General features: G+C 64.4%; 10 protein-coding genes and 2 tRNA genes. 6 read left to right on the top strand and 6 right to left on the bottom strand.

Features of this window, described 5'->3' with window-relative positions; genetic code table 11:
- Nucleotides 1-111 precede the first annotated feature (111 nt).
- Complete coding sequence (locus ACTTAI_RS13720) at nt 112-321, top strand: YgaP family membrane protein (protein WP_444452101.1); 210 nt, start codon at nt 112-114, stop codon at nt 319-321.
- Between the two features lie 98 nt (nt 322-419).
- On the opposite strand, the gene hisH is transcribed toward ACTTAI_RS13720, so the two are convergent.
- From hisH to ACTTAI_RS13700, 4 genes are all read right to left on the bottom strand, one after another.
- Nucleotides 420-1,061, bottom strand: coding sequence for an imidazole glycerol phosphate synthase subunit HisH (gene hisH, locus ACTTAI_RS13715; protein ID WP_444452100.1), 642 nt, complete (start codon nt 1,059-1,061; stop codon nt 420-422).
- A complete protein-coding gene (gene hisB / locus ACTTAI_RS13710; RefSeq protein WP_444452099.1) occupies nt 1,061-1,648 on the bottom strand; it encodes an imidazoleglycerol-phosphate dehydratase HisB in 588 nt (195 codons plus the stop codon). Before hisB ends, hisH begins: the two co-directional genes overlap by 1 nt.
- 103 nt (nt 1,649-1,751) lie before the next feature.
- Nucleotides 1,752-1,826, bottom strand: a tRNA-Gly gene (locus ACTTAI_RS13705).
- Between the two features lie 54 nt (nt 1,827-1,880).
- Nucleotides 1,881-1,955 (bottom strand) — tRNA-Gly (locus ACTTAI_RS13700).
- 164 nt (nt 1,956-2,119) lie between these two features.
- Here ACTTAI_RS13700 and ACTTAI_RS13695 point away from each other — a divergent pair.
- Together ACTTAI_RS13695 and ACTTAI_RS13690 are read left to right on the top strand one after the other, a co-directional pair.
- Nucleotides 2,120-2,317, top strand: a complete 198-nt coding sequence (locus ACTTAI_RS13695) for a CsbD family protein (protein WP_444452098.1) — start codon at nt 2,120-2,122, stop codon at nt 2,315-2,317.
- 269 nt (nt 2,318-2,586) lie between these two features.
- Nucleotides 2,587-3,327, top strand: a complete 741-nt coding sequence (locus ACTTAI_RS13690; RefSeq protein WP_444452097.1) for a hypothetical protein — start codon at nt 2,587-2,589, stop codon at nt 3,325-3,327.
- Between the two features lie 31 nt (nt 3,328-3,358).
- Here the strand turns inward: ACTTAI_RS13690 and ACTTAI_RS13685 are convergent, their stop codons facing one another.
- Together ACTTAI_RS13685 and ACTTAI_RS13680 are read right to left on the bottom strand one after the other, a co-directional pair.
- The gene (locus ACTTAI_RS13685; RefSeq protein WP_444452096.1) at nt 3,359-6,793 is read right to left on the bottom strand and encodes a pyruvate carboxylase; all 3,435 of its coding nucleotides are present in this window, start codon (nt 6,791-6,793) and stop codon (nt 3,359-3,361) included.
- Between the two features lie 175 nt (nt 6,794-6,968).
- Nucleotides 6,969-8,699, bottom strand: a complete 1,731-nt coding sequence (locus ACTTAI_RS13680) for a peptidoglycan-binding protein (RefSeq protein WP_444452095.1) — start codon at nt 8,697-8,699, stop codon at nt 6,969-6,971.
- 215 nt (nt 8,700-8,914) lie between these two features.
- Between ACTTAI_RS13680 and ACTTAI_RS13675 the strand changes: the two genes are divergently transcribed.
- The 3 genes from ACTTAI_RS13675 to glyS are packed head-to-tail and all read left to right on the top strand — an operon-like array spanning nt 8,915 to nt 12,505.
- Nucleotides 8,915-9,844: a glycine--tRNA ligase subunit alpha gene (locus tag ACTTAI_RS13675; RefSeq protein WP_444452094.1), complete on the top strand. Its 930-nt coding sequence runs from the start codon at nt 8,915-8,917 to the stop codon at nt 9,842-9,844.
- A complete protein-coding gene (locus tag ACTTAI_RS13670; protein WP_444452093.1) occupies nt 9,841-10,251 on the top strand; it encodes a DUF6446 family protein in 411 nt (136 codons plus the stop codon). Before ACTTAI_RS13675 ends, ACTTAI_RS13670 begins: the two co-directional genes overlap by 4 nt.
- A gap of 1 nt (nt 10,252) precedes the next feature.
- Nucleotides 10,253-12,505 (top strand): glycine--tRNA ligase subunit beta, encoded by a 2,253-nt coding sequence (glyS, locus tag ACTTAI_RS13665; RefSeq protein ID WP_444452092.1) that lies wholly within the window; start codon nt 10,253-10,255, stop codon nt 12,503-12,505.
- Nucleotides 12,506-12,528: the final 23 nt, after the last annotated feature.

The raw sequence follows: 12,528 nt of genomic DNA, 5'->3' as shown, positions 1-12,528 counted from the left end.
CTTCAGTTGCGCCGCCGCGCGGCAAGGTCAAGCGCTGAAATATTCGAGAACTTGAATTTGATTGGCGCAGATGCTATCTGAGGGGAAACCCACCGCAACCGGAGTTCCCCGATGACCCTCGACCGTGCCGTTCTTGTCTTTGCCGGGATCATGGTCTTGCTCAGCGTCGTGCTGACCTGGACCGTGTCGGTCTATTTCCTGTGGTTCACCGTTTTCATCGGTGTGAACCTGATCCAGTCCGCCTTCACCGGCTTCTGCCCGGCTGCCATCGTGCTGGGCAAGCTCGGCTTCCAAACCGGCTGCGCCTTCGAGGCGAAATAACCCCAAGGCTCTGCTTTTATCTTGCGAAAAATATCCCGGGGGTGCGGGGCAGAGCCCCCGCCCGGGTCGCCTTGGGCGTGAGCCCGAGGCGAAATCTCTCACGGTTTCCAGCTCAGGAAATTCGAGATGATCCGCAGCCCGGTGCGCTGCGATTTCTCGGGGTGGAACTGCGTGCCCACGATATTGTCGCGCCCGACGATCGCGGTGATCGCGCCCGCGTAATCGGCATGCGCCAGCCGGTGCGCGGGGTTTTCCACGACGAAATGATAGGAATGCACGAAATAGGCGTGATCGCCGGTCGCGATGCCGTCGAGCACCGGATGGGCGTGATCCAGAACCAGATCGTTCCAGCCCATATGCGGCACTTTCAGCGTCGCATCCGCGGGGGAGATCCGCACCACCTCGCCACCGATCCAGCCAAAGCCCGGGGTCGGCTCGAATTCGAGGCCCCGCGTCGCCAGCATCTGCATGCCGATGCAGATCCCCATGAAGGGCACGGCGCGGCGGGTCACCGCCTCGTCCACCGCCTCGAAGAGCCCGGTGTGGCGAATGAGCGCCGCGCGGCAGGACGGAAACGCCCCGTCGCCCGGCAACACGATCCGGTCGGCGCGCGCAACCACATCGGGTTCCGAGGTGACGACGACCGTGCCATGCCCCGCCTCGCGCGCCATGCGCTCGAAGGCCTTCTGCGCCGAATGCAGGTTGCCGCTGTCGTAATCGACCAGAACCGTCAGGCTCATCAGAGCGCCCCTTTCGTCGAGGGCAGGGCGGAGCCCATGCGCGGATCGGTCTCGACCGCCATGCGCAGCGCGCGGGCAACGGCCTTGAAGGCGGCCTCGGCGATGTGGTGGCTGTTCACCCCATGCACGCGGTCGACATGCAGCGTGATCCCGCCATGCGTCGAGAGCGCCTGAAAGAATTCGCGCACCAGCTCGGTGTCGAAGGTGCCGATCTTCTGCGTCGGCAGATCGCAGTTCCACACGAGGAACGGCCGCGCCGACAGATCGAGCGCACAGGCGACCTGCGCATCGTCCATCGCCAGAACGAAATGCCCGTAGCGGCGAATGCCGCGCTTGTCGCCAAGCGCCGCGGTCAGGGCTTGACCGAGCGCGATGCCCGTATCCTCGACCGTGTGGTGATCGTCGATATGCAGATCGCCCGTCGCCGAGATCGTCAGGTCGATCAGCGAATGCCGCGACAGCTGGTCGAGCATGTGATCGAAGAAGCCCACGCCGGTGTGATTCTGATACACCCCGGTGCCGTCAAGGTTCACCGTCACCGAGATCTCGGTCTCGGCGGTCTTGCGCGTGATCGTGGCTGTCCGCATCGGCTGCTCCTGCTGGTTTCAGGGCCTTATAGGGCGGACCGGGGCGGATGTTAAGCAGGAAGCGGAAAAGACGAAACCCTCCCCGAGGGGAGGGTTTTTCGTCTGGAGCGGGCGATGAGATTCGAACTCACGACCCTAACCTTGGCAAGGTTATGCTCTACCCCTGAGCTACGCCCGCTTCCTTGGCGATGGCCTTGCGGCCTGAGGTGTGGTCTTGCGACCGGGTTCCGATTGGAGCGGGCGATGAGATTCGAACTCACGACCCTAACCTTGGCAAGGTTATGCTCTACCCCTGAGCTACGCCCGCGCTGCCTTTCGGTGAGGGGGGATTTATGAAATCGCGCCGGGGGCTGCAAGAGGAAAATGCACGGGCGGACGAAAAACTGATGCGGGAACCGAAAGCGGCCTTGCGACGTTGGAAAGTCGGGTGCGGCGAAAGGGCCGCGCGCTTCCAACCGAGAGGAGACGGCCATGAATACGGACATCATCGAAGGCAAGTGGAAAGAGATCAAAGGCGCGGTGCGTGCCAAATGGGGCGATCTGACCGATGACGAGCTCGAACAGGTCGCGGGCGAGCGCGAGCGTCTCGAAGGGCTCGTGCAGCAGAAATACGGCCGCACGAAAGAGGCGGCGAAGAAGGAAGTCGATGACTTCCTGTCGAAACTCTGACCCGGGAATGCCGAACCGGAGCCGGGGGCCATGCGGCCCCCGGTTTCGGTCCGGCCGGGGAGGGCGCTGCCCCTCTTTGCGGCAAGCCGCAAAATTCACCCCCCGAGATATTTCGGGCAAGGTAAAGGGCGTCCCGGCGTTTGTCTTGCCGTGCCGTAAGACCGCGAGGCGCGCAGAGCCCCTTTGCCGCAGTCCGCGATCAGGGCGTCGGCTTGCCGCGCCGGTGCGGCGGTGCGATGATTTCGCATCCTTTTCGCCGAGAGATTGCCATGACCTGTTTGCGCCTGCCTGCCGTACTGTGCTTCACCCTTGCCGCGTCGATGGCGATGGCCGAGCAACCCAATGTGACCTTCAGGGCTGCGGATTTCATCGGCGGCGCGACGGCGCGGCAGATCGGCTCCTCCACGATCGAGATGACGCTGACGATCCGCAATCCGACAGCGGAGCAGATCTGCATCTATCCCGGCATCATCGACATGATGCGTCCGGTGACCAACGACGCTGATCATCACATGATCTCCGGTTACGACGAGAATGAGTATGCTGATCCCTCTGACGCGGTCGTCGAGATGGTGCCCAACGAGACGCGGTCCCCCGTGGAGCATCAGCTTGCAGCCCGGTTCGCGGACCGCCCATTTGATCCTGCGCTGCAATTCAATCCGGGCGAGAGCTATGTCTTCACCCAGATAATGACCTTCGGGCAATATGCGCTTTACAAGGACGAGCACGCCGACGGGGGGCTTTCCGCTGCGCCGAAAGGCTCCTATCTGCTTGTGATTTACAGATTGCAGGTCTTCCGGTGCGACCGGATCACGCCCAAGTTGCGCAAAGGGCTTAAGGAAAGCTGGATCAAGGGCGGGCTCATGGTCGGACAACCCGCAATGTCGGAAACCAATCCGGATGGCGCCTATTGGGACTTCGAAGATGTCGTGACCGGCGCGCCGTTCCAGCTCGACATTGCGCCTCCGAAGTATCGTTTCTCCCAGGTGTTTCTGGACATTCCCCAGTAGGGGCGGAGGGGGGCAAGGCCCCCCCTCCAGATCATTCCAGCTCGATCAGCAGGTCTTTCGCGTCGATCTGCGCGCCCGGAGCCACATGCAGCGCTTTCACCGTGGCTTCGCGGTCGGCATGCAGGCCGGTTTCCATCTTCATCGCCTCGATCGTCAGCATCAGATCGCCCGGACGGACCTTCTGGCCGACCGTCACCGCCACTGCCGCGATCGAGCCGGGCATCGGCGCGCCGATATGGCCCGCATTCGCCGGATCGGCCTTCGGCTTCGCCTTCGTCGCGGCCTTGACCTGACGGTTCGGCACCCGCACCGCGCGCGGCTGGCCATTGAGCTCGAAGAAGACCTTGGCATCGCCCGTCTCGTCGGTCTCGCCCACGGTCTGCAGCCGGATTTCCAGCGTCTTGCCGGGGTCGATCTCGGCCGAGATTTCCGAGCCCGGGGCCATGCCGTAGAAGAAGACCGGCGTCGGCAGCGTGCGCACCGGGCCGTAGGTGCGATGGCGGCCCATGTAGTCGAGGAAGACTTTGGGATACATCAGATACCCCGCCAGATCCTCGTCATCGACGGAGCGGCCTTCCATCTCGGCCGACAGCTTCGCCCGCACGGCTTCAAGATCGACCGGGGGCAGATGCTTGCCCGGACGCTCTGTGCTGGGGGTCTCGCCCTTCAGCACCTTCGCCACGATCGCCGCGGGCCAGCCGCCGGGCGGTTGGCCGAGATTGCCCTTCAGCATGTCGATCACCGAATCGGGGAAGGCCATGTCCTTGGCGGGGTTCAGCACGTCGTCCTTGGTCAGGTTTTGCGCCACCATCATCAGGGCCATGTCGCCCACGACTTTCGAGGACGGCGTGACCTTCACGATATCGCCGAAGATCTGGTTCGCATCGGCATAGGCCTGCGCGACCTCGTGCCAGCGTTCCTCAAGCCCCAGCGAGCGCGCCTGCGCCTTGAGGTTGGTGAACTGCCCGCCGGGCATTTCGTGCAGATAGACTTCCGAGGCCGGGGCCTCGAGACCGCTTTCGAACGCCGCATATTGATGGCGCACGCCTTCCCAGTAGTTCGACATCTCGCGGATGGCGGCGATATCAAGCCCGGTGTCGCGCTCGGTATGGGCCATCGCCTCGACGATCGAGCCAAGGCAGGGCTGCGAGGTGCCGCCCGAGAAGGCATCCATCGCCGCGTCGATCGCATCCACCCCGGCATCGGCCGCGGCCAGCACGGTGGCGCCTGCAATGCCGCTGGTGTCATGGGTGTGGAAGTGGATCGGCAGGCCGACCTCTTCTTTCAGCGCCGTCACCAGCGCGCGGGCGGCGGCGGGTTTGAGAAGCCCCGCCATGTCCTTCAGCCCCAGAACATGGGCGCCCGCGGCCTCCAGTTCCTTCGCCATGCCGACATAGTATTTCAGGTCGTATTTCGCCCGGTCCGGGTTCAGGATGTCGCCGGTGTAGCAGATCGTGCCTTCGCAGATCTTGTTGGCTTCAACGACCGCATCCATCGCGACGCGCATGTTTTCGACCCAGTTCAGGCTGTCGAAGACGCGGAACACGTCAACGCCCGAGGTCGCGGCCTGTTTCACGAAGAACTGCACCACATTGTCGGGGTAGTTGGTGTAGCCAACCCCGTTCGAGGCGCGCAGAAGCATCTGCGTCAGGATGTTGGGCATGCGCGTGCGGATGTCGCGCAGCCGCTGCCACGGGCATTCCTGCAAGAAGCGGTAAGCGACGTCAAAGGTCGCGCCGCCCCAGCATTCGACCGAGAACAGGCCCGACAGGTTCGACGCATAGACCGGTGCCGCCTTGATCATGTCGATCGAGCGCATCCGGGTGGCCAGAAGCGACTGGTGGCCGTCGCGCATCGTCGTGTCGGTGATGAGGAGCTTTTTCTGATCCTTCATCCACTCGGCCACGGCTTTCGGGCCTTGCGCATCAAGCATGTCGCGGGTGCCGGGCGTGACCGGGCCGCGCAGGGCGGGCAGGCGCGGCGGCTTCGCCTCGGCCGAGGGTTTCGGACGGCCCGCGGTCTCGGGGTGACCGTTCACCGAGATGTCGGCGATGTAGGTCAGGATCTTCGTCGCCCGGTCACGGCGCTTCTTGAAGGCAAACAGATCCGGCGTCGTGTCGATGAACTTCGTCGTGTAGCTCATGTCGAGGAAGGTCGGATGCTTGAGCAGGTTGATGACGAAGTCGATGTTCGTGCTGACGCCGCGGATGCGGAATTCGCGCAGCGCGCGGTCCATCCGCTTGATCGTCTGGTCAGGGGTCTGCGCCCAGGCGGTGACCTTGACGAGCAGAGAGTCATAATAGCGCGTGATCACGCCGCCCGCATAGGCCGTGCCGCCATCGAGACGAATGCCCATGCCGGTGGCAGAGCGATAGGCGGTCAGGCGGCCGTAGTCGGGGATGAAGTTGTTTTGGGGATCTTCGGTGGTGACCCGGCATTGCAGCGCATGGCCCATCAGCTTCACATCGGCCTGCGATTTCACCCCGGTCGCCTGCGCCAGCGTCTCGCCTTCGGCGATGCGGATCTGGCTTTGCACGATGTCGATGCCGGTGACCTGTTCGGTCACGGTATGCTCGACCTGAACGCGCGGGTTCACTTCGATGAAGTAGAACTTCTGGCTGTCCATATCCATCAGGAATTCGACGGTGCCCGCGTTCTGATAGCCGACGGCATTGCCGATCTTCAGCGCGAGCGCGCAGACCTCGGCGCGTTGTTCCTCGCTCAGATAGGGGCCGGGGGCGCGTTCGACGACCTTCTGGTTGCGCCGCTGCACGGTGCAGTCGCGCTCATAAAGGTGGTAAAGCCCGCCGTGGCTGTCGCCGAGCAATTGCACTTCGACGTGCCGGGCGCGCAGGATCATCTTTTCCAGATAGCCCTCGCCATTGCCGAAGGCGGCCTCGGCCTCGCGGCGGCCCTCGCGCACCTTTTCGACAAGTTCATCGGGCCCAAGGATCGGACGCATGCCGCGCCCGCCGCCACCCCAGCTGGCTTTCAGCATCAGGGGATAGCCGATCTCGGCGGCCTCGCGCTTGATCGCGTCGAAATCATCGCCCAGCACTTCGGTCGCCGGAATGACCGGCACGCCCGCCGCCATCGCGACCTTGCGCGCCGAGGCCTTGTCGCCAAGCGCGCGCATCGTGGCCGCTTTCGGGCCGATGAAGGTGATGCCCGCCGCATCGCAGGCTTCGACGAATTCGGGGTTTTCCGACAGCAGGCCATAGCCCGGGTGGATCGCGTCGGCGCCCGACTCCTTGGCCACGCGGATGATCTCGTCAATGCTCAGATAGGCGCCGACGGGCGAGAGCCCCGCGCCGATGCGGTAGGCCTCGTCGGATTTGAAACGGTGCAGGCTGAGCTTGTCTTCTTCGGCATAGACGGCGACCGTCTTCTTGCCGAGTTCGTTGGCGGCGCGCAGCACGCGGATGGCAATCTCGCCGCGGTTCGCGACCAGAATCTTTTCGAACATGTGAGGTCTCCCCGAAAACGCACCCCGCAATGCGGGCGGTCACGGCGAAACCTAACGGCGCCGCAACGCGGCGCAAGGCAAAATTGCGAAATCGGGCAAATTAACTGGCCAATTTCGGGGGGTTTGCAAAACCCTTGTCGTTTCCGATCTGCCGTTTGCCGCTTCGGTCGCGGCGCTATTTCCAGCAGGCGATCTGCGTGGTGATCCCTTGCGCCAAAGCCGAGATATCTTCGGCTGCAAGCGTGCCTTCGGCCTCGGCCGCAAGCGGCGCGAAGCCCTTTTCGGCCAGCACCGGCACCAGCGCCGCGGTCTGCACGGCAACCGTCATGTCGGGCGGCAGAAGCTTCGTATCCGCCCCGCCGCGCGGCAGCACGACGCCCAGAACCGCGCCCGCGCCATCGAGCACCGGCCCGCCGACATCGCCCGGCAGGGTGTGCACCGCCAGCCGCGCGCGGTCGGCCTCGCCCGCCAGCCCGGTCAGATCCGAGAGCGTGCCGAAGCTGACGACCGGGGCCGACATCGCCTCGGGATAGGAGAAGCCCGCAACCGCCAGAGGCGCGCCCGGACCCGCCGCGACGGTCTCGAACCGGGCGACGGCGGGCGGGGCGATCGGGTCTTGCGGCAGCAGCACCGCCACGCCAAGGCGCGGATCGGTGAAGGCGATCTTGGCCGGAACATCCTCGATCGTGACCTTGGTGCAGGTCTCCAGCCCCTCGGCCGCGGTCAGCACCGCACCTTTTGCATCAAGGAACAGCCCGGAGCGGGCAAATTCCGGGTGGCGCACGTCAAGCCCGGCGATCAGATCGCTGCGGCCCACCGCCATCGGCTGACCCAGGGTCGGGTCGAGCGCGGTTTCGCCCAGCGGCTTGAAGCTTTTCTTCATCGCCGCCAGCACCCGCGCCATCCGCGGCGCATCCTTGGCCGGATAGACGAGCGTGAAGCCCTTGATCAGCCCTTTCGAGAGCGTCACCTCGGTCACCGAATGGATCTGCGCATCCTCGCCCACCAGCGAGAACCCGGCCTTGCCGCGCTCGCGCGGGCCGGTCGTCGGCACGATTTCGAGCGAGGCCATCGCATCGTAAAGCCCGTAAAGCGTGTTCTGATCGCCCGGTTCCGAGATCAGCAGCACCTTGACCCCGGAATTCCCCTTGGCGCGGTAATGCACGAAGGGCGGGTCGTAATGGTCGAATTCGACCAGGCCGAGCGGCAGGTCGATGCCGATGCCCGCCTTGGTTTCCTCGACCGGCGTGATGCCAAGGGCGGATTTCTCGCCCGTCACGGTGTCCAGAAGACTTTTCATCTCCGCCGATTTCAGCACGCCGGTCGGCTCGTACCCATGGCTGTCCTGCCATGCCGCGATCGAGGCGCGGGTGCCCTTGCCGAAGGCGCCATCGACGCCGCCGGAATAGACGCCCACCCATTCAAGCGCTTCCTGAATCTGCATCCGTCCCTCGCGACCCATCGCCTCTTCGGCGCGGCGGGCATCTTCCAGCGTCTCGGCGGGGGGCGGGGCGGGCTCGGCGACCGGGGCGGGCGTTGCGGGAACGGCCGGATCGGTCACAGTCGGGGCAGGGGGCGTGGTCGTCGTGCCCACCGGCCAGAACTGGTTTTGATAGCGCGTTCCATCCGACACATAGCTGTCGGCCGGGATCGTGCCCGCGTTGCGCAGCTGGCGCAGCGCCTCGGCGGCGACTTCGGGCGTGTCATAGGGGCCAAGGGCGATGCCATACCAGCCGCCTTGCATGGCGAAACCGGCCGCATCGGGGAAGGTGGTCGACAGATCGTGCAGCCGCTTTTCCGCCTGATCGCGCGTCGGAAGGGCCTCGATCTGCACCCAGGACGTTTCGGCCATCGCCATTGCCGCCCAGACCGTCAGCGTCAGACCCAGCACGCCCGCACCCAGCACGTTCGCCGTCCGCGACCGCCGTATTCCCGACCCCATAATGCCCCCTGCAACAGTTCCGCCCCGCGTTTGGCGCAAACTAACAGGATGCGCGCCCGCGTCACCCCCCAAATCGCCGCATTTTCCACAGGCCAAGGCCGCATCCGGTGCTTGGCCCCGTTGACCCTGTGCCGCCCCTTGCCTAGAGAGAGGGCGTTTCGCAAGAGGACAGGTGACACATGGCAGCGCCCCGCTCGTTTCAGGAAATCATCCTGCGGCTGATGACCTATTGGTCCTCGAAGGGCTGCGCGGTCCTGCAGCCCTATGACATGGAAGTGGGGGCGGGCACCTTCCACCCGGCGACCACGTTGCGCAGCCTTGGCAGCCAGCCCTGGGCCGCGGCCTATGTGCAGCCCTCGCGTCGGCCGACCGATGGCCGCTATGGCGAGAACCCGAACCGGCTGCAGCATTATTACCAATATCAGGTGCTGATCAAACCGAGCCCGCCCGATCTGCAGGCGCTGTATCTTGGTTCGCTTGAGGCGATCGGCATCGATCTGGGCCTGCATGACATCCGCTTCGTCGAGGACGACTGGGAAAGCCCGACGCTGGGCGCCTGGGGGCTTGGATGGGAGGTCTGGTGCGACGGCATGGAAGTCAGCCAGTTCACCTATTTCCAGCAAGTGGGCGGGCACGACTGCAAGCCGGTCTCGGGCGAGCTGACCTATGGTCTGGAACGCCTTGCCATGTATGTGCTGGGCATCGATCACGTCATGGATATGCCCTTCAACGATCCTGCCTCGCCGATCCCGCTCAAATACGGCGACATCTTCCGCCAAACCGAGGAAGAATATTCCCGTCACAACTTCGATGGCGCGAATACCGAGGTGCTGCTGCAACACTTCCTTGATGCCGAGGCGGAATGCGAGCGGCTTTTGTCCTTCCCGGCCGAGGATCCGAATTCCGGCAAGCGCATCGTCATGGCTCATCCGGCCTATGACCAGTGCATCAAGGCCTCGCATCTGTTCAACCTGCTCGATGCGCGCGGCGTGATTTCGGTCACCGAACGTCAGGCCTATATCGGCCGCGTCCGTGCGCTTGCGAAGAAATGCGCCGATGCCTTCGTCACCACCACGGCGGGGGGCTGGACGCCGGAGGCGCAGGCGTGACACCGCTTCTGCCTGTCGCGGCCACTTTGGCGCTGGTCTCCGGTGCCGTCGCCTCGGCGCCGACCGAGGTGGCGCTGACGGCGATCGAAACCGGCCAGCCCGAGCCGATCCTGACCGACGCGTGGCAGGCGGGCGAGGGGTCGCTGGGCTGTTTTCACACGCCGCTGTCGCTTGCGCTCCTGACCGAGACCTTCGCCGTCTATGATGCGGCCGAGCCCCGGCCCGTGCCGCAGGCACCGCCCTGTTTTGACGCCGCGCAGATCGGGGCCGATCTGGCCTCGGGCTCGGCGTTGGCCTTCCTTGGCGCGCGCAATATCGCCCCCGGCGTCGATCGTGTCGTCGCCGTCTATCCCGATGGCCGGGCCTATGTCTGGCAGCAACCGAATGACCTTGCGGGGAAAAACTGACATGCCCGAACTGCTGATCGAACTTTTCTCGGAAGAAATCCCGGCGCGCATGCAGGCGATGGCCCGCGAGACGCTGCGCAAGATGGTGACCGAGGGTCTGGTCGAGGCCGGTCTGACCTATGGCCATGCGCAGGCCTTCTCGACGCCGCGCCGTCTGGTGCTGGCGCTCGACGGGCTCTCGACCGAAAGCCCGACCCTGCGCGAAGAACGCAAGGGCCCGGCGACGACCGCGCCCGAGGCCGCGGTGCAGGGCTTCCTGCGCTCGACCGGGCTGACGCTCGATCAGCTGGAAAAGCGCGACGACAAGAAGGGGCAGGTCTATTTCGCGGTGATCGAAAAGCCCGGCCGTGCCGCGCCCGCGATCGTGGCCGAGGTGCTGGAAAAGACGATCCGCACTTTCCCTTGGCCGAAGTCGATGCGCTGGGGCAATGGCACGCTGAAATGGGTGCGCCCGCTGCATTCGATCCTGTGCCTTCTGTCGGACGACACCGGGGCTTCGGTCGTTGATCTGGATGTGGATGGCATCCAATCGGGCAACACCACCGCCGGGCATCGCTTCATGGCGCCGGATCGCTTTGTCGTCACCGGCTTTGACGATTACGCCGCGAAGCTGAAAGCGGCCAAGGTGGTGCTGGACAGCGCCGAACGCGAGGCGATGATCTGGCACGACGCGACCCAGCTTGCCTTCGCGCAGGGGCTGGAGCTCGTTGAAGACAAAGGTCTTTTGACCGAGGTCGCGGGGCTGGTCGAATTCCCGGTCGCGCTGATGGGGGCGATTGCGGAAGACTTCCTGCATCTGCCGCCCGAGGTGCTGCAAACCTCGATGCGGGAGCATCAGAAGTTCTTCTCGGTGAAGAACCCGAAGACCGGCCGGATCGAGGGCTTTGTCACCGTCGCGAACCGCGAAACTGCGGATCACGGCGCGACGATCCTCAAGGGCAACCTCAAGGTGCTTTCGGCGCGGCTGTCGGACGCGCGGTTCTTCTGGGAGCACGACCTGCGGGTGGTGAAGACCGAGGGGCTTGAGGGCATGGGCGCTGGGCTGGCGAACGTGACCTTCCACAACAAGCTCGGCTCGCAGGCGGCCCGGATCGACCGGATCGCTGCGCTGGCGCGCGAGATTGCGCCGCTGGTGGGCGCCGACCCGGATCAGGCCGAAAAGGCCGCGCTTGTGGTGAAATCCGACCTGCGGTCTGCGATGGTTGGTGAGTTCCCTGAATTGCAAGGTCTGATGGGCAGCTATTACGCCCGCGCGCAGGACCTGTCCGAGGAGATCGCCAATGCCTGCAAGGGCCATTACTCGCCGCTGGGTCCGTCCGACGCCGTGCCGTCCGAGCCGGTGACCGTGGCGGTGGCCTTGGCCGACAAGATCGACACGCTGACCGGCTTCTGGTGGATTGACGAGAAGCCCACCGGTTCGAAAGACCCCTTTGCCCTGCGCCGAGCGGCGCTGGGAGTCGTAAGGCTTGTGCTTTTGAACAATGTTCGCCTGCCCCTTTTGGATATAATCTTGTCCGGCTACGAGCCTTTTGACCAACAGCTTCGCTGGGAAATTGAGGGTGAAGAGCATGACGCAGATGCCGAAGCTGCAATGCGGCTCGGTGTCCCCGTCTCGGTTTTCCAAGACTGGCGATCTAAAATCGCCGAAGAGAAGCGGGAACGTTCCGGGCCGAGCGATTTTGTTCGCCGCCTGTTGCAGATTGACTTACAAAATGTTCCGCACCCTGGCGCTAATCTCCTCTCCTTCTTCCATGACCGTCTCAAGGTCTTCCTGAAGGACGAGGGCATCCGTCACGACGTCATCGACGCCGTGCTCGCCATGCCCGGCAATGACGACCTGACGCTTGTCGTGAAACGGGCCGAGGCGCTGAGTGCCTTCCTCAAGACCGAGGATGGCCCGAACCTGATCCTGGGCTTCAAGCGGGCGAACAACATCCTGACGCAAGCCGAGGCGAAGGACGGGGTCGAGTACTCCTTCGGCGCCGATGTGAAATTCGCCGAAGCCGAGGAAGAGAAAACCCTCTTCGCGGCGCTGGATGCGGCCGAGGCGGCGCTTGCCCCGGCGATGAAGGCCGAGGATTTCGCCACGGCGATGGCCGAGATGGCGAAGCTGCGCGCCCCCATCGACGCCTTCTTCACCGCGGTGCAGATCAACGCCGAAAACCCGATCGTGCGGCGCAACCGGCTCAACCTGCTGTCGCGCATCCGGCAGATCTGCCTTTCGGTCGCCGATCTGACGAAACTCGAAGGCTGATCTTTATCTTGCCGAAAATATCC

The sequence above is a fragment of the Rhodobacter capsulatus genome (genome assembly GCF_052363175.1).
GTDB lineage: Bacteria > Pseudomonadota > Alphaproteobacteria > Rhodobacterales > Rhodobacteraceae > Rhodobacter > Rhodobacter capsulatus_D.
This window is presented reverse-complemented; position numbering and strand designations above follow the sequence as displayed.

What these genes read in the sequence shown, in the direction of transcription:
- ACTTAI_RS13720 (WP_444452101.1), top strand. Translation starts at nt 112, where the DNA reads ATGACCCTCGACCGTGCCGTTCTTGTCTTTGCCGGGATCATGGTCTTG.
- hisH (WP_444452100.1), bottom strand. Translation starts at nt 1,061, where the DNA reads ATGAGCCTGACGGTTCTGGTCGATTACGACAGCGGCAACCTGCATTCG.
- hisB (WP_444452099.1), bottom strand. Translation starts at nt 1,648, where the DNA reads ATGCGGACAGCCACGATCACGCGCAAGACCGCCGAGACCGAGATCTCG.
- ACTTAI_RS13695 (WP_444452098.1), top strand. Translation starts at nt 2,120, where the DNA reads ATGAATACGGACATCATCGAAGGCAAGTGGAAAGAGATCAAAGGCGCG.
- ACTTAI_RS13690 (WP_444452097.1), top strand. Translation starts at nt 2,587, where the DNA reads ATGACCTGTTTGCGCCTGCCTGCCGTACTGTGCTTCACCCTTGCCGCG.
- ACTTAI_RS13685 (WP_444452096.1), bottom strand. Translation starts at nt 6,793, where the DNA reads ATGTTCGAAAAGATTCTGGTCGCGAACCGCGGCGAGATTGCCATCCGC.
- ACTTAI_RS13675 (WP_444452094.1), top strand. Translation starts at nt 8,915, where the DNA reads ATGGCAGCGCCCCGCTCGTTTCAGGAAATCATCCTGCGGCTGATGACC.
- glyS (WP_444452092.1), top strand. Translation starts at nt 10,253, where the DNA reads ATGCCCGAACTGCTGATCGAACTTTTCTCGGAAGAAATCCCGGCGCGC.